Below are 17,513 nucleotides of genomic sequence, written 5' to 3'. Positions count from 1 at the left end.
ATCACCCCCATTGTCTGTAAACGTTCAATGAGGATCTCATGGGCACAGCTAAACACAGTAAGCTGCTTATTCTTGGCTCCGGCCCTGCGGGCTATACCGCAGCGGTCTACGCTGCACGCGCCAACTTAAAACCGGTTTTGATTACCGGGATGGAAAAAGGCGGTCAGCTGACCACCACAACCGAAGTCGAAAACTGGCCTGGCGATCCTAACGACCTGACCGGTCCGTTACTGATGGAACGTATGCACGAGCATGCGGCTAAGTTCGAAACTGAAATTCTGTTCGACCACATCACCAGCGTCGATCTGCAGAACCGTCCTTTCCGCTTGGTGGGCGACAGCGGCGAATACACCTGTGACGCGCTGATCATCGCGACCGGCGCATCTGCACGCTACCTTGGCCTACCTTCCGAAGAAGCCTTCAAAGGCCGCGGCGTTTCTGCCTGCGCCACCTGTGACGGTTTCTTCTACCGCAACCAGAAAGTCGCGGTTATCGGCGGCGGGAATACCGCAGTTGAAGAAGCGCTTTATCTGGCAAATATCGCTTCAGAAGTGCATTTGATCCACCGTCGCGACAGCTTCCGCGCGGAGAAGATCCTGATTAACCGTCTGATGGATAAAGTGCAAAATGGCAACATTGTGCTGCACACCCATCGCACGCTGGAAGAAGTCACAGGCGATCAAATGGGCGTCAGCGGTCTTCGCCTGCGCGACACGCAAAACACCGATATTACCGAAGAACTGGAAGTAGCAGGTCTGTTCGTGGCTATCGGTCATAGCCCGAACACCGCCATCTTCAACGGTCAACTGGAGCTGGAAAACGGCTACATTAAAGTGCAGTCCGGCATTCACGGCAACGCCACCCAGACCAGTATTCCTGGCGTGTTTGCCGCAGGCGATGTGATGGACCATATTTATCGTCAGGCCATCACTTCTGCCGGAACCGGCTGTATGGCCGCTCTGGACGCCGAACGCTATCTCGACGGCCTGGCCGAACAGTGTAAATAATCTAAAGATGTTAAAAAAGGCGGCCTTGCTGGTCGCCTTTCTTGTTTCTGCCATGTAACATTGCCTGTCAAAATTGCCTGAGAATTCCTTCTTCTACCAGCATCTGGCACGCGATGAATAAAACCCGTCAGCAAGAACTTAGCCTCTGGCTAAAACAGCAAAGTATTATCTCTCGCCGTTGGCTCGGCCTGTCACGTCTGCTCGGTTTGGTCAGTGGTTTACTGATTGTGGCCCAGGCCTGGCTGCTCGCCCGCATTCTCCAGCACATGATCATGGAAAATATTCCTCGTGAAGCCCTGCTCATGCCGTTTATTTTGCTGGTTCTGGTATTTGTGCTGCGCGCGTGGATCGTGTGGCTGCGCGAAAAGGTCGGATTCCACGCCGGGTTGCACATTCGCCAGGAAATTCGCCGCCAGGTACTCGACAGGTTACATCAGGCAGGCCCTGCCTGGATTCAGGGCAAACCAGTAGGTAGCTGGGCTACGCTGGTTCTTGAACAAATAGAAGACATGCACGACTACTACGCGCGCTACCTGCCGCAGATGTCGCTGGCGGTCATGGTGCCTTTGCTGATTATTATTGCCATTTTCCCGATCAACTGGGCAGCCGCACTCATTTTGCTTGGCACCGCGCCGCTTATCCCCATTTTCATGGCGCTGGTAGGCATGGGCGCAGCCGATGCGAACCGCCGTAATTTCCAGGCGTTGGCAAGGCTCAGCGGACATTTCCTCGATCGTCTTCGCGGAATGGAAACACTTCGTGTATTTAACCGTGGCGCGGCGGAAACTGAAAATATTCGCGCGGCAAGCCAGGACTTTCGTCAGCGCACCATGGAAGTGCTGCGTATGGCCTTTCTTTCTTCCGGCGTGCTGGAGTTTTTCGCCTCGTTATCTATCGCCGTGGTGGCCGTCTATTTCGGCTTCTCTTACCTTGGCGAGCTGAATTTCGGCCATTATGGTGCTGGAGTCACTTTATTCGCTGGCTTCCTGACGCTCATTCTTGCCCCTGAGTTCTTCCAGCCGCTGCGTGATATGGGCACCTTCTATCACGCCAGGGCTCAGGCCGTAGGCGCGGCAGAGACCCTGAAGACCTTCCTCGACGCACCGCTGCAACACCCTGAGCAGGGAACCGTGCAGCTTTCGGGCAACGGGGCATTCACTCTTGAAGCCCGAGAGATGACAATTCTGTCCGCAGAGGGGAAAGTGCTGGCCGGGCCGCTGAATTTTATGCTTCCTGCCGGGCAACGCGTGGCGCTGGTAGGCCAAAGCGGTGCGGGCAAAAGCTCCCTGCTGAATGTCCTGTCCGGCTTCCTGCCCTATCAGGGGCAGTTGCTGGTCAATGGCGTCGAGCTGGCACAGCTTTCACCTGAATGGTGGCGCACACAGCTTAGTTGGGTTGGGCAAAATCCGCAGCTACCGGCGGCTACCCTACGTGACAACGTACTTCTTGGGATGCCAGAAGCGGACGGCACTCGTTTGCAAGCAGCTCTGGATAAAGCCTCGGTAACAGAGTTTCTGTCGCAGCTGCCAGAAGGTATCGACACCCCAATCGGCGATCAGTCTACCCGTTTATCCGTGGGTCAGGCACAGCGAGTGGCCGTAGCCAGAGCCTTACTCTCCCCTTGCGGTGTTTTATTGCTGGATGAGCCTGCCGCGAGCCTGGATGCCCACAGCGAACAGCGTGTAATGGAAGCGCTCACGGAAGCGTCCCAGAAACAAACCACACTGATGGTGACTCACCAACTGGACTACATCAGCAGTTGGGATCAAATTTGGGTGATGCGGAACGGGCTGATTGTTCAGCACGGAAACTTCGAACAGCTTTCCGCTGAAGAAGGCCCCTTTGCTGTATTACTGGCCAGTCGCCAGGAGGAGATCTAATGCGCGCATTGCTGCCTTATCTGGCGCTTTATCGCCGCCACAAATGGTTACTGTCTTTAGGCGTTGTTCTGGCGATTATCACGCTGCTTGCCAGCATTGGTCTGTTAACGCTCTCCGGCTGGTTCCTTTCTGCCTCGGCCGTAGTGGGCGTTGCCGGGCTCTACAGCTTTAACTACATGCTGCCTGCCGCAGGCGTTCGCGGGGCGGCTATCACCCGCACAGCGGGTCGCTATTTTGAGCGTCTGGCCAGCCACGATGCTACCTTCCGCGTCCTGCAGCATTTACGCGTTTCAACCTTTAGCAAGCTGCTGCCCCTTTCCCCTGCCGGACTGGCGCGCTTTCGCCAGGGAGAATTGCTCAATCGCGTGGTGGCAGACGTCGATACACTCGATCACCTTTATTTACGGGTTATCTCCCCGCTCGTCGGCGCTTTTGTCGTTATCCTGGTGGTGACTTTTGGCCTGAGTTTCCTTGATGTTTCCCTTGCCTTAACGCTTGGCGGAATTTTACTCGCGACCCTGCTCCTTCTGCCGCCGCTGTTCTACCGCGCCGGGCAGCCAACCGGGGAAGCGCTAACCGTTCAACGCGGTAACTATCGCCAGCAGCTCACCTCCTGGCTTCAAAGCCACGCGGAATTAACCATTTTCGGCGCAGCAAACCGCGCGCGCGAACAGTTAGATGCCACGGAAAACAGCTGGCAGGAAGCGCAACGTCGCCAGGCCGGGTTAACTGCCCTGTCGCAGGCTGTCATGCTGCTTATCAGTGGTATTGCCGTACTGACGATGCTGTGGATGGCATCCGCAGGCGTAGGCGAAAGCCAATCTCCCGGCGCGCTGATTGCCCTGTTCGTCTTTTGTGCCCTGGCGGCATTTGAAGCGATGGCCCCGGTTACCGGCGCCTTTCAGCATCTTGGCCAGGTCATTGCCTCCGCGCTGCGCGTGACGCAAATCACCAGCCAGACACCTGAAGTTATTTTTCCTGAAGCAACGCAGCCCGAGCAACGGCGGGCAACTCTGGACATTCGTGAGCTGAGTTTTACTTATCCAGGCCAGAGTCAGTCTGCACTGAAAGACATTTCACTGTCCGTCAGCGCCGGGCAGAGAATAGCGATCCTCGGTAAAACCGGCTGCGGTAAATCCACTTTACTGCAATTACTGACCCGCGCATGGGATACTCAGCAGGGCGAAATTCAACTTAACGGCATCGCCCTTAGCGCTTTTGATGAAGTCTCTCTGCGCAAAGCAACGAGCGTTGTCCCTCAGCGCGTACACCTGTTTAGCGCCACGCTTCGCGATAACCTTTTACTGGCATCTCCAGAGGCCAGCGATGCCCAACTCAACACCGCTCTGACTCAGGTAGGACTTGAAAAACTGCTTGAAGACGGCGGGCTTAATAGCTGGCTTGGCGAAGGTGGTCGTCAGCTTTCCGGCGGGGAGCTTCGTCGCCTTGCGATTGCCAGGGCAATATTGCATAACGCCCCTCTTATGCTGCTGGATGAACCTACCGAAGGCCTGGATGCAGAAACAGAGCGCCAAATCCTTGATTTGTTGGCTGAAGTCACCAGAGATAAAACGGTGCTGATGGTCACTCACCGCCTGCGCGGTTTGAACGCTTTTGACAGCATAATTGTGATGGACAACGGGCAAATAATTGAGCAAGGTAATCACGCTGAATTAATGGCGTCCGGCGGACGTTATTATCAATTTCGCCAGCGCCTGTAGGCGTTCCTGATAGACTATACATAACCCTAAATAATTCGGGTTGCAGGCAGGCGACAAGACCGTAAGTCCCCAGTCACATAGCTAACTATGTGACTGGGGTGACAAATCTGTCGGGAACAGATTTGAACGTTGCTCGCAGCGGCCCTTCAGGGTGAGGCTCACGGATGAGACGAATAACAGGTGCAGTCAATGCGCCTGCAGCTTGAAGTATGACGGGTTTATCAATTTATTATTGCTCTCTTGCTCTGGAGTATTGGTCGTCATGCGTCTGGTACAGCTGTCTCGTGACTCGATTGCTTTTCCTTCGCCGGAAGGGGCGTTGCGTGAACCTAATGGGTTATTGGCGCTTGGCGGCGACCTGACCCCCGCACGCCTGCTGATGGCCTATCAGCGAGGTATCTTTCCGTGGTTTTCTCCCGGCGATCCTATTTTGTGGTGGTCGCCCGATCCCCGCGCCATTCTTTACCCGGCGCAGTTTCACCTTAGCCGCAGCATGAAGCGCTTTCATCGCACTTCGCCTTATACCGTCACGCTCAACCACGCTTTTGAGCGCGTACTCTATGGCTGCGCCAGCGACCGAAATGAAGGCACATGGATCACCGCAGACATTGTAGAAGCTTATTTGCGCCTGCATGAATTAGGCCATGCCCACTCCGTTGAAGTATGGGAAGGAAAAGAGCTGGTAGGCGGCATGTACGGCGTGGCGCAGGGAGCATTATTTTGCGGCGAATCTATGTTTAGCCGCCGGGTGAATGCCTCCAAAACGGCGCTGCTGGTTTTCTGTCAGCACTTTATTCGCCATGGCGGTAAATTGATCGACTGCCAGGTATTAAATGAGCATACGGCTTCTCTGGGCGTGATTGAAATTCCTCGTAGAGAGTATCTCCAGGCATTAGCGGAACTTCGCCTCCAGCACTTAGGCTCTCATTGCTGGGTTCCGCAGGCGCTGAGCAATAATGTTTAACAACACATTTTATGTGAGGGTGTTATAATTAGCGCCGCTAAGTGGCTTTTGCCTGCTACCCCGCCGTTGTCTGGGATTTATTGTTTAAGGGAATACCCTCTCATTTATCTCCTTGCGTTCTTCGTCGCAGACGTTGCCACGCGGCAAGCTGCTAACCGGCGGGTAATAAGCAAAATGCACTTTCACTGGTGATTTCACCAACAATTCTTTACATGATAAGCGAACTTCGGCATTATCTTGCCGGTTCAAACTACGGTAGTGATACCCCAGAGGATTAGATGGCCAAAGAAGACAATATTGAAATGCAGGGTACCGTACTTGATACGTTACCTAACACCATGTTCCGCGTTGAGCTGGAAAACGGGCACGTGGTTACCGCTCATATCTCCGGTAAAATGCGCAAAAACTACATCCGCATTCTGACGGGCGACAAAGTCACCGTTGAGCTGACCCCGTACGACCTGAGCAAAGGCCGCATTGTCTTCCGTAGCCGTTGATAGTTTTTATTCCGCGGCCTGAGATGGGCGGCGTTGAGAGTTAGTTGTAATAGAAAGGCCGGGCATGCCCGGCCTTTTTTACATCCTCAGCCAGCGCTAATGCGCGGCCTCCGGCTTGTGCTTCTGCGCACTCGCAAAGTTGAAGGTCAACTGCTGCTGGTCTTTATCCAGCGCAACCGTAACCTGCCCACCGTCAACAAGGGTGCCGAACAGCAGTTCGTTGGCCAGCGGTTTTTTCAGGTTGTCCTGGATAACACGCGCCATTGGGCGAGCGCCCATCGCGCGGTCATAGCCCTTCTCTGCCAGCCAGTCACGCGCTTCCTGGCTCACTTCCAGCGAAACGCCTTTCTGATCCAGCTGAACCTGTAGCTCGACAATAAACTTATCCACCACCTGATGAATCACCTCAGTAGAGAGGTGGTTGAACCAGATAATGTTGTCGAGGCGGTTACGGAACTCCGGCGTAAAGATCTTTTTGATCTCTTCCATTGCATCGGTGCTGTTATCCTGGCGGATAAGGCCGATAGATTTACGTTCGGTTTCCCGCACCCCGGCGTTGGTGGTCATCACCAGAATCACGTTGCGGAAGTCCGCCTTGCGCCCGTTGTTATCGGTCAGCGTACCGTTATCCATTACCTGCAGCAGTAGGTTAAAGACATCCGGGTGTGCTTTTTCGATTTCATCGAGCAGCAGAACCGCATGTGGATGCTTAATCACCGCATCCGTCAGCAGCCCGCCCTGATCGAAACCAACATATCCTGGAGGGGCGCCAATCAGGCGGCTCACGGTATGGCGTTCCATATACTCGGACATATCAAAGCGCAGCAGCTCAATGCCCAGCGACTTCGCCAGCTGTACGGTGACTTCCGTTTTACCAACCCCGGTAGGGCCAGCAAACAGGAACGAACCGACAGGTTTATGATCCTGACCCAAACCGGCACGACTCATCTTGATCGCTTCGGTCAGCGCTTCAATCGCTTTATCCTGGCCAAACACCAGCATTTTCAGGCGCTCGCCCAGGCTTTTCAGCGTATCGCGATCGCTCGCGGAAACGCTTTTTTCCGGGATGCGCGCAATGCGAGCAACCACGGTTTCGATGTCCGCCACGTTAACGGTTTTCTTACGTTTGCTGACCGGCATCAGGCGGCTACGTGCGCCCGCCTCATCAATGACGTCGATAGCCTTATCCGGCAGATGCCTGTCATTGATGTATTTCACCGCCAGCTCAACCGCCGCGCGAATCGCCTTCGCTGTATAGCGAACGTCGTGGTGCGCTTCGTATTTCGGTTTCAGCCCGTTGATGATCTGCACCGTTTCTTCAACGCTTGGCTCAGTAATATCAATCTTCTGGAAGCGGCGCGCCAGGGCACGATCTTTTTCGAAGATGTTGCTGAATTCCTGATAAGTCGTCGAGCCAATCACTCGAATTTTACCGCCGGAGAGCAGCGGTTTAATCAGGTTAGCGGCGTCGACCTGGCCACCGGAAGCCGCGCCCGCGCCAATAATGGTGTGGATTTCATCGATAAACAGAATGCTGTTTTGATCCTGCTCGAGCTGTTTCAGCAGCGCTTTAAAACGTTTTTCAAAATCGCCGCGGTATTTGGTACCGGCCAGCAGAGAACCGATATCCAGCGAGTAGATGGTGCAGTCGGCCATCACTTCCGGCACATCACCCTGCACAATTCGCCACGCCAGCCCTTCGGCAATAGCCGTTTTACCCACGCCAGATTCGCCGACCAGCAGCGGGTTATTTTTACGGCGACGGCACAGAACCTGGATAGCACGCTCCAGCTCTTTATCGCGGCCAATCAGCGGATCGATCCCGCCCACGCGCGCAAGCTGATTAAGATTGGTGGTGAAGTTTTCCATACGTTCCTCCCCGCCTGCTTGCTCTTCGTTGACCGGATTTTCAGAACCCGATGACTGATTCGGTTCGTCTTTGCGCGTGCCGTGAGAGATAAAGTTCACCACGTCGAGGCGGCTTACTTCATGTTTGCGCAGCAGGTAGGCTGCCTGAGATTCCTGTTCGCTGAAAATGGCAACCAGCACGTTGGCGCCGGTCACTTCACTGCGCCCGGAGGACTGCACGTGGAACACCGCTCGCTGCAGCACACGCTGGAAGCTTAGCGTCGGTTGCGTGTCGCGCTCTTCAACGTTGGGTGGCAGGACCGGCGTAGTTTGTTCGATGAAGGCTTCGAGCTCCTGCCGCAGCGCCACCATGTCCACAGAACACGCTTCCAGCGCTTCGCGGGCAGATGGGTTACTGAGCAATGCCAGTAACAGATGCTCGACGGTCATAAACTCATGTCGGTGCTCGCGCGCTCTGGCGAAAGCCATGTTTAAACTGAGTTCCAGTTCTTGATTGAGCATAGGCACCTCCCCAAATTATCGACCTTGTCAGGCCTTTTCTAGCGTACACAGCAACGGGTACTCGTTCTCCCTTGCATACTGGTTCACTAACGCCACTTTGGTTTCCGCTACTTCTGCAGTAAAGATGCCACAGATAGCTTTACCCTGATAGTGAACCGTGAGCATCAACTGCGTGGCACGTTCAACATCATAAGAAAAGAACTTTTGCAGTACGTCAATAACAAATTCCATTGGCGTGTAGTCATCGTTCATCAGTATAACTTTATACATGGAGGGCGGTTTTAGCGTTTCGCGCAGTTTATCCGCCGCCATTTGGTCAAAGTCCAACCAGTCGTTCGTCTTACCCATTGCGATTTATCATCGTTTGTTGAAGCCCAACATACTGTCAGGCAAGGCCTTATATTGAGTGTAATACGCTTTTCGCAAACGTATGACAACGTATTCGATCCCGTGACGAATCTCCGTAAGCGAGCTACATCACATTAATAGCAATAGCGTTAACTGCTTCAAATTTTTGACTGATTGTTGCCTTACCTGCCCCGCCAGACGCTTGACGCAGTGTATAAAATATCTACATTGTAGCGGGGTGAGTTGGCGAGGTTTTGAACAGCCCGCCCTTACCCACCGGTTGATTCCATCTCACTATTAAGAGTTACGAAGGATGTCGAAGCATGGAGACGGGTACTGTTAAATGGTTCAATAACGCCAAAGGGTTCGGTTTCATCTGCCCGGAAGGCGGCGGCGAAGACATCTTCGCTCACTACTCCACCATTCAAATGGACGGATACAGAACGTTAAAAGCCGGACAGCTTGTCAGGTTTGATGTGCATCAGGGACCTAAAGGCAACCATGCCAGCCTGATCGTTCCCCACGAGGCGGAAGCGGTCGCGTAGTTCCCCATTGATTGTGTACATCCCGCAAATAAAATGCCAGCCCATAAGGCTGGCATTTTTATGACCAACCGCCGGGATTACTCACGAGCTAGTGCATCGATAGGGTTCAGGCGCGCCGCGTTTCTGGCCGGCAACCAACCAAAGAGCACCCCCGTGGCCGTGGAGCAGCCAAACGCGGTCAGCAGCGCCACCGGCGAGAAACCTATCTGCCAGCCCGGCAGCACCAGCTGCAGCGTGAACGCGATAACCAGCGACAGCGATATCCCCAGAGCGCCACCGACCAGGCAAACCAGCACCGCCTCAATTAAAAACTGCTGCAGTACATCGCTGGCTCGCGCGCCCACCGCCATACGGATACCGATCTCTTTGGTACGCTCAGTGACCGACACCAGCATAATATTCATGACCCCAATCCCCCCAACCAACAGCGAAATAACCGCTACCAGCGTCAGGAACATCTGAAGAGTACGTGTGGTCTTTTCCGCCGTTTTCAACAGCCCGTCCATGTTATAGGTGAAAAAGTCTTTCTTACCATGACGCAGCGACAGCAGGCGATTAAGCTGCTGCTCGGCTTCGTGGCTGTCGTACCCTTCTTTAACACGTACGGTTATTGAGTTGAGCCAGCTTTGCCCCATCACGCGCCCGGCCATCGTGTTATAAGGCAGCCAGACGCGCAGCACTTTACTGCTGCCGAACATCGACTGTTTCTCTTCCGCCACGCCAATCACCGTGGCGGGCATATTCCCCACCAGCACAACCTCCCCGACAACATCACTTTTGTTCGGGAAAAGCTGCCTTTTGCTATTGGCGTCCAGCACCACAACCTGCGCACGGCCCTTCATCTGCTCGTCGTTAAAGCTCGCGCCCTGGCTCATAGTCATACCGTAAACATCAAAATAGTCGCCGCTGACACCATTGACGCTGGCCGCCGCATCCACGTTGCCGTAGCGAAGGCGTAAATTGCTGGAAATAGAAGGCGTGGCCGAACTTACCCAGGGCTGCTGGCCGATAGCCAGCAAATCATCATATTTTAATGCCTGCTGGAACTGCGGATTGTCATCACCAAAATCTTTACCGGGGTAGACATCGATCGTATTGGTGCCGATGGAGCGAATATCCTCCAGCACCATCTGCTTGGCGGCATCGCCCACCACGACAATGGAGACCACCGAGGCAATGCCAATAATAATGCCAAGCATGGTCAGCAGCGTGCGCATCTTATTCGCGGCCATCGCCAGCCAGGCCATACCTAGCGCCTCGCGGAAGCTGCTGATGACTTGCTGTATCGACGAACCGCTCCGCAGCGTTTGATTTTCAACCATGCGCGCCGCAGGCTGATGAACCGGCGGAGGATTACTGATAATTTCTCCGTCGCGAATTTCAATAATACGCTGAGCCTGCGCCGCCACGGCCGGATCGTGAGTCACAATAATCACCGTATGCCCGCGCTCGCGCAGTTGCTTCAGCGTGGCCATCACTTCTTCGCCGGAATGGCTGTCCAGCGCGCCCGTGGGCTCATCCGCCAGAATCACCTGCCCGCCGTTCATTAACGCACGGGCGATACTGACGCGCTGCTGCTGCCCACCCGAAAGTTGTGAAGGCAGATATTCCACCCGCTCCTTTAGCCCCAGACGCCCAAGCAACTCATGCGCCCGCTGCTGACGCTGGGCTCTCGTTGTCCCGGCGTACACCGCTGGGACTTCAACATTTTGCGAAGCATTCAGATGAGAAAGCAGGTGATAACGCTGGAAGATAAAACCGAAATGCTCGCGACGCAGCGTCGCCAACGCATCGTTATCCAGCCCCGACACATCCACGCCCGCGACCTTATAACTGCCGCTGCTGGGTTTATCCAGGCAACCGAGGATGTTCATTAGCGTCGATTTACCGGAACCGGACGCACCGACAATCGCCACCATTTCCCCGGCTTCAATCGTCAGGCTGATGCCCTTCAGTACCTCAACCTGCTCTTCACCAGAAGGATAGCTGCGGCGAATGTCCTTTAATTCAAGCAGCGCCGTCATTTGCTACTCCCGGCATTGGCGCGACCAGTCACCACCTCTTCGCCTTCTTCCAGCCCGTTAACGACCTGAACCTGGGTGTCGTTCCGCATCCCAATAGTTATCTCACGGGTTTTGGTTTCCCCGTTGCGCAGTACCGTGATGTTATAGCGATTATCACCGATCGGTTCGCCCAATGCGGCCAGCGGAATCGTCAGCACATCTTTTACGCCACCGAGTTGAATATGCACCTGAGCGGTCATATCCAGGCGCAGAATGCCCTTCGGATTCGGCACCTCAAAACGCGCATTATAGAAAATGGCCTCATTGACTTTGTCTGGCGTCGGCAGGATATCTTTCAGCACGCCTTCATAGCGCGTCATCGGGTCGCCAAGTACCGTAAACCAGGCTTTCAGGCCCGGTTTGAGATGAATAACATCGGCTTCAGAGACCTGTGCTTTCACCAGCACCGTGCTTAAATCCGCCAGCGTCAGAATATTTGGCGCCTGCTGCGCCGCAATCACGGTTTGCCCCTGCAGCGTCGTTATCTGCGTCACTTCCCCCGCCATTGGCGCGACGATACGGGTGAACTCGAGGTTAGTTTTCGCGGTGCTCAAAGAAGCCTGATTGCGCTTAATTTGAGCGTCAATGGTGCCAATCTGGGCCTGTTTTACCGCCAAATCGGTTGCCGCTTTATCAAGATCCTGGCGGGACACCGCCTGAGTTTTTGCCAGCGTCTGCTGGCGGGAAAGTGTCACCGCGGCAAGCTTACTTTCAGCTTCGGACTGCATGCGCTGGGCACGCAACTCCATCAGCGTGGCCTCAACCTCTTTGACCTGGTTTTCTGCCTGTTCGGGATCGATAACCCCCAAAAGCTGATCTTTTTTTACTTTATCGCCGATGCTAACTGACAGCGTTTTTAACTGCCCGCTCACCTGCGCCCCGACGTCAACTTTGCGCACAGCATCGAGCTTTCCGGTTGCCAGAACGCTTTGCTGAAGCGAAGACTTACGCACGATCATCGTTTGATATTGTGGGGCTGGCACATGCAAAAACTGCCAAAGCCAGAGGAAAAATATCACTACCAGCAGCGCGTAAAGCCAATAACGTTTTTTAAATTTTCCCTTAATTTTCATATAAATCCTGAAATAGCTAACGCATGATTAAACGGTTCTTAAACAAACTGCACAATGTGAAGATATGTAACAGTTATTGAACGTCGGTTGACATCCGGCGTGTTGAAATAGTGCCATCTTTCCCGAATATCAGGTTGTTATTATGTCCCAGATCGCTGCCGCGCATGTTACCGAAACCCTGCCTCAAACAGGCTGGAAACTTTTCCTTTCCCTCGCGACGGGGGAATGGCAGCCGGGAGCATCCTGGGGCAAGAAGACTTACCGCCGCAAGTTTATTTTACGCTCACTGGCGATGCCTTTGCACACCGTCAGCCTGATGAACAGCCTCGCAAGCCAGCCTCATCTTGCCAGCATGCTGAACGCTCAGCCTGGTCTGCCTTGCCGCCTGCATCGCCCTTACCTTGCGCTGCCGCTAAAACGCAAGCATACGCGGGATACTATCGCTTACCACTACCAGAAAATTGCCGAGAAAATGCCGAAAAAAATGCTTAACGGGCATTTCTCTGCCGAAGGTTATCGCCTGGCCACGCTGGTGGGTAAAAACAACGAGCTGATGTTTATCGATCTCACCTCTCACGATATTGAAGGTAAAGAAGGCGAAGCCTTCCTGAACTTCTGTAATGAAGAGGGCGTTCCCCTGGCGCGTATGACCTTTACTCTCAACCAGTTTGAAGGCAAGAACACCTTCTTTATTGGTTGCCTGCAGGGAGCCAAAACCTGGGTGCCTCATGAAGCAATTCAGGCTGCCACGAAAGCTTGCCACGGACTGTTCCCGAAACGCATGCTGCTTGAGGTTGCCTGTGAACTGGCGAAACTTCTCGACGCAGAGCGCATTCTGGCCGTCGGCAACGGTACGCATATTTACCGTTCATGGCGCTACGAGAAGAAGAAAAAAGACAGTCTACATGCGGACTATGACAGTTTCTGGCAGTCTATGAGCGGTGAACCTCGCGCCGACGGCCTGTTTGCCCTGCCATCCAGCGTGGAACGCAAACCGCTGGAAGACATCGCCAGCAAAAAACGTGCAGAATATCGCCGCCGTTATGAATTGCTAGACGGCATGATGAACAGCATCAACAGTCATTTCTAAATCTGCATTTCCAGCCGGGCGCTAATCCGCCCGGCCACGCGCCAGCCAAAGCACCCGGGAAAACATTTTACGAAACAGCGGCGGAACCGCATCCACGCCGCGACGCCCCGCCTCCAGCGCCACTTCGATAGCTAAATCCGGCTTTGACGAACGATGAATCGCTTTCGTAATAATCCTGCGCAAATTCATCGGCACATTTTCGGGCAACTGAGCCACGCGATGAAACACATCTGAAAATCCCTGCCGATACATAAAGTGTTCCATATCCAGCGCAGGCAGCGCTGTAAGATGATCGCGCTCCTGATCCCGGTCATTGTCGAGCAAGCCGCGTACGGTTGCCGCATATTTTTTACCGGCATCATCCCCGTCCACCAGCACATGCCATTCAATGCCCATCCGGCGAGCGAACTTAATCAGCGGACGCAGGCCGGATTGTGCAAACTCGATGACCTTCACGCCTTCAGCATCAAAATGGTGCCCACACTGCCGCGCCAGTTCGTTCATCACCCATACTTCGGTCTCTCCTTCCACCAGCAACCAACAGCGGGCAAAGAGCGACGACGCGCGATTAAAACGAATGTGGAAAGCAATTCTCCGGCTTTCTTCCGCGTTCATACCGCCCGGTCCAAGCCGCCACGCGGCCACGCGGGAAGATTCACGTACCAGCCGGCAAACCTGTTCTACCGGCGTCAGAGAGAGCAGCTCTCCGGAATTGGTCGTGGTAATTTTTTGCAGCGGCAGCAGATTCAGCAGGTGCCAGGCGACAGACAGCATAATCGGATGCAGCCGGGTTTCAGGATCTTCCACCAGCAGCAGCGGGCGGGCGTCCCTGTCGAGCGCAATGCTGCCCTTCGCCTGTAGCAACGTGGAAAACATGCCCAGCAGGATCATGCGGTGCGAACGGCTGCCTGGCTTGTCGATCATACGGTTGATCACATCCAGATAGCGCCAGCTGCGCTGCTCATCATGAGAACGCCGCCGCATCAGGCGCTGGTGGGCTATCGCGCCCTGCTCAGAGAAATAGTGTTCAAGCAGCTGTACCATGGCCGACAGCCCTTGCCGCAGCTGCGCATCGGTGAGGTTTTGCGGCCTTGATACCAGCTCTCGCGCCAGGAAATCCAGCTGGCGCGCGGTCAGCTCCGTTTCCGGCATTTCGGGCATGCTTCCGTTGCGCAGCCGCCGCATGAATCGGGCATCTCTGAGGCGCAGCACCGGGTTCAGTCGCGTGATATTCATCGCCATGTCGTCAATTTTGTCCAGCGCCAGCGGCTGGCCGTGGGCATTGAGAAAGCTTCGCAGCGTTAAAACCGTCCCTTCATCCCCAAGCTCGCCTTCCAGACGGTAATAAATACGATGAAAGCCGTCGTTCCCCGCCACCCAAACCGGGGAAAGATTACGATACCGCCGCCCTAAATGGTGGCCAGGCGCCGCCTCGCGGAAGGTCAGGATGATTTGCAGGTGGCTTTCACGCCCATGCAGCTCGCCGGGGGGAAAATAGAAATCTTCGCGAACAAAATGGTAGAGCTCCCGGTGCGGGGAAAGTAGCAAAGTCAGCGCATCTAACAGGCTGGATTTACCCCAGGCATTTTCGCCAATCAGCACGTTGTTTTGCTCAAGCATTAACGACAAACGGTTAATACCGCGAAAACCAACCATCTCAACTCGCTCGAGAAACATACCGCCTCCTGTGCATCCGCTTCCATCCAGCGTCCTTTTCGAGTATAGCGGCAACTCGGAAGGCAATGTAACCACACAATGTCAAAGCGTTACGCGATAAACGCACGCCGCTTTTACCATAATCAATTCGTGCTGAGACGTATTTTTTTATTATCCAGAATATTCTTACTTCATTCAAAGATAACCTATACTTCTGCTACCTCTCTTCAGAAAAGGAATAACACCTCATTGCCCTAAATCAAAAAACTGGAATTTATTGTGCTGGTGGCGAATTGGCGAAATACCTAATATTAACGCGCATTTAATATTACTTTCGTCATTCACTTAATGACGGTGAATTAGCGACAGTCAGGATCATGTGATTTATTGCGTGAACCTTGCATTGTTTCTGGCTTTTATCAGAGGTGGTTATGTTTAGAAAATTAGCAGCCGAGTTCTTCGGGACGTTTTGGCTGGTATTTGGTGGCTGCGGTAGCGCAGTATTAGCGGCAGCATTCCCGGAATTAGGCATTGGCTTTGTCGGCGTCGCGCTGGCATTTGGTTTAACCGTGCTGACCATGGCTTTTGCCGTCGGCCATATTTCCGGTGGTCACTTTAACCCGGCCGTCACTCTTGGCCTCTGGGCCGGTGGCCGCTTCCCGGCTAAAGAAGTGATTGGCTACATTATTGCCCAGGTGATTGGCGGGATTGTTGCTGCCGCTATCCTTTATTTAATCGCCAGCGGTAAAGCAGGCTTTGATGCTGCAGCCAGCGGTTTTGCTTCTAACGGCTACGGCGAACATTCTCCGGGTGGATATTCCATGCTGTCCGCCATTGTGATTGAAATCGTATTAACCTGTGGATTCTTGATTGTTATTCACGGTGCAACGGACAAATTTGCTGCACCGGGTTTTGCGCCAATAGCCATTGGCCTGGCATTAACCTTAATTCACTTAATTAGTATTCCGGTTACCAACACCTCAGTAAACCCTGCGCGCAGTACCGCAGTGGCTATTTTCCAGGGTGGATGGGCGCTGGATCAACTGTGGCTTTTCTGGGTGATGCCTATTATTGGCGGGATCATGGGCGGTATAATTTACCGCACCCTGCTGGAAAAACGCAGCTAAGTCCCGAGGCAGGCTTACTCGGGTGAGCCTGCTGTTTTCTTTTCCCCGCATAAACCTTTTTCTTCGCCCCTACTCGACTCAATTCCTTTCTTTCGGTAGTGTGACATCCGTCGTAACATTTTAACTACAAGGACTGTCCCTTCCATGCTGTCAGGATTACTTATTATCCTGGTGCCGTTGCTCGCCGGTTACCTGATCCCACTGAAACAAATCCACCTGCTCAGGCTGATTCACCGCCTGCTGGGCTGGATTGTTTACGTGATCCTCTTCCTGATGGGCATTAGCCTGGCGTTCCTCGATAATCTCGCCAGCAACCTGCTGACTATCCTGCATTACTCGGTGATAAGCGTCGGGGTGATCCTGCTGTGTAACATCGCCGGCCTCTTGCTGCTGGAGCGTTCTCTCCCGTGGCGGCATCAGCACAAACAGGAAAAACTGCCCTCGCGCCTGGCGATGGCCCTGGAGTCCTTACAGCTTTGCGGGGTAGTGGCTCTGGGCTTCCTGCTGGGGCTGACCGGGTTTGAGGTGCTTAAATACGCCACAGAGGCCAGCGAATATACGCTTATTTTCCTGCTGCTGCTGGTCGGGATCCAGCTTCGCAACAGCGGCATGACCTTTCGGCAAATCGTCCTCAACCGCCGCGGCATCATTGTCGCCATTGTGGTCGTTTTCAGCTCAATGGTCGCCGGGGTGATCAACGCCCTACTGCTTGGCCTGCCGATAAAAACAGGTCTGGCTATGGCCTCTGGGTTCGGCTGGTATTCGCTGTCCGGGATCCTGATGACTGAGTCTTACGGGCCGGTGATTGGCAGCGCGACCTTCTTTAACGATCTGGTGCGGGAATTACTGGCTATTATGCTTATCCCGGCTTTGGTGCGCCGCAGCCGCTCAACGGCTCTGGGCCTTTGTGGCGCCACCTCGATGGACTTTACCCTGCCGGTGCTGCAGCGCAGCGGCGGTGTGGAAATCGTGCCTGCCGCCATTGTGCACGGATTTATTCTTAGCCTGCTGACCCCGCTGCTCATCGCCTTCTTCGCCGCCTGATACCTCTCTGGCGGTAGCCTGCTGCCGCCAAAGTTGAGCTATATCAATCTCCCTTTAAGTTGCACCAAAAAGTCCTTTTAACCTGTTAAGCCGCAGCCTAACCTTAAACATGTATTTAAAATATAACT

14 protein-coding genes are annotated in these 17,513 nt (G+C 54.0%); 9 read left to right on the top strand and 5 right to left on the bottom strand.

Translation table 11 applies throughout. The annotated features are described in order from the left end of the window. Positions 1-38 precede the first annotated feature (38 nt). The 5 genes from trxB to infA all read left to right on the top strand — a co-directional run bounded on the left by trxB (position 39) and on the right by infA (position 6,069). On the top strand, positions 39-1,007 hold the full coding sequence (gene trxB, locus ACR6JA_RS00260) for a thioredoxin-disulfide reductase (protein WP_039291478.1): 969 nt from the start codon (positions 39-41) through the stop codon (positions 1,005-1,007). Positions 1,008-1,120: 113 nt separating this feature from the next. Continuing rightward, complete coding sequence (gene cydD, locus ACR6JA_RS00255) at positions 1,121-2,887, top strand: heme ABC transporter permease/ATP-binding protein CydD (protein ID WP_494493296.1); 1,767 nt, start codon at positions 1,121-1,123, stop codon at positions 2,885-2,887. Beyond that, positions 2,887-4,608, top strand: coding sequence for a heme ABC transporter ATP-binding protein/permease CydC (gene cydC, locus ACR6JA_RS00250; protein ID WP_494493295.1), 1,722 nt, complete (start codon positions 2,887-2,889; stop codon positions 4,606-4,608). Before cydD ends, cydC begins: the two co-directional genes overlap by 1 nt. 262 nt (positions 4,609-4,870) lie before the next feature. Next, positions 4,871-5,572 (top strand): leucyl/phenylalanyl-tRNA--protein transferase, encoded by a 702-nt coding sequence (gene aat, locus ACR6JA_RS00245; protein WP_494493294.1) that lies wholly within the window; start codon positions 4,871-4,873, stop codon positions 5,570-5,572. Positions 5,573-5,850: 278 nt separating this feature from the next. Further along, positions 5,851-6,069, top strand: coding sequence for a translation initiation factor IF-1 (gene infA / locus ACR6JA_RS00240; protein ID WP_002211347.1), 219 nt, complete (start codon positions 5,851-5,853; stop codon positions 6,067-6,069). A 96-nt stretch (positions 6,070-6,165) separates the two neighbouring features. Here infA and clpA read toward each other — a convergent pair whose 3' ends face one another. Beyond that, the gene (clpA, locus tag ACR6JA_RS00235) at positions 6,166-8,439 is read right to left on the bottom strand and encodes an ATP-dependent Clp protease ATP-binding subunit ClpA (protein ID WP_494493293.1); all 2,274 of its coding nucleotides are present in this window, start codon (positions 8,437-8,439) and stop codon (positions 6,166-6,168) included. 27 nt (positions 8,440-8,466) lie between these two features. Then, positions 8,467-8,787 (bottom strand): ATP-dependent Clp protease adapter ClpS, encoded by a 321-nt coding sequence (gene clpS / locus ACR6JA_RS00230; protein ID WP_008461103.1) that lies wholly within the window; start codon positions 8,785-8,787, stop codon positions 8,467-8,469. Positions 8,788-9,110: 323 nt separating this feature from the next. Here clpS and cspD point away from each other — a divergent pair, with 323 nt between their 5' ends. After that, complete coding sequence (cspD, locus tag ACR6JA_RS00225; RefSeq protein WP_008461102.1) at positions 9,111-9,332, top strand: cold shock-like protein CspD; 222 nt, start codon at positions 9,111-9,113, stop codon at positions 9,330-9,332. A gap of 77 nt (positions 9,333-9,409) precedes the next feature. On the opposite strand, the gene macB is transcribed toward cspD, so the two are convergent. Further along, on the bottom strand, positions 9,410-11,356 hold the full coding sequence (gene macB / locus ACR6JA_RS00220) for a macrolide ABC transporter ATP-binding protein/permease MacB (protein ID WP_166875463.1): 1,947 nt from the start codon (positions 11,354-11,356) through the stop codon (positions 9,410-9,412). After that, positions 11,353-12,468, bottom strand: coding sequence for a macrolide transporter subunit MacA (gene macA / locus ACR6JA_RS00215; protein ID WP_213715967.1), 1,116 nt, complete (start codon positions 12,466-12,468; stop codon positions 11,353-11,355). The genes macB and macA overlap by 4 nt, the downstream gene beginning before the upstream one ends. Positions 12,469-12,610: 142 nt before the next feature. On the opposite strand from macA, the gene ACR6JA_RS00210 reads away from it, so the two are divergent. Beyond that, positions 12,611-13,558, top strand: coding sequence for a VirK/YbjX family protein (locus ACR6JA_RS00210; RefSeq protein ID WP_494493292.1), 948 nt, complete (start codon positions 12,611-12,613; stop codon positions 13,556-13,558). A gap of 21 nt (positions 13,559-13,579) precedes the next feature. Here ACR6JA_RS00210 and ACR6JA_RS00205 read toward each other — a convergent pair whose 3' ends face one another. Beyond that, a complete protein-coding gene (locus ACR6JA_RS00205) occupies positions 13,580-15,235 on the bottom strand; it encodes an ATP-dependent endonuclease (protein ID WP_213715969.1) in 1,656 nt (551 codons plus the stop codon). Positions 15,236-15,645: 410 nt separating this feature from the next. On the opposite strand from ACR6JA_RS00205, the gene aqpZ reads away from it, so the two are divergent. Next, positions 15,646-16,341 (top strand): aquaporin Z, encoded by a 696-nt coding sequence (gene aqpZ / locus ACR6JA_RS00200; protein ID WP_213715970.1) that lies wholly within the window; start codon positions 15,646-15,648, stop codon positions 16,339-16,341. Between the two features lie 144 nt (positions 16,342-16,485). Then, positions 16,486-17,385: a LysO family transporter gene (locus tag ACR6JA_RS00195; protein ID WP_213715971.1), complete on the top strand. Its 900-nt coding sequence runs from the start codon at positions 16,486-16,488 to the stop codon at positions 17,383-17,385. The last annotated feature ends 128 nt before the right edge of the window (positions 17,386-17,513 follow it).

This window comes from Cedecea sp. B1(4), from assembly GCF_059414925.1.
The sequence above is the reverse complement of the archived record's forward strand: the minus strand, read 5'-3'. Positions and strand labels throughout refer to the sequence as shown.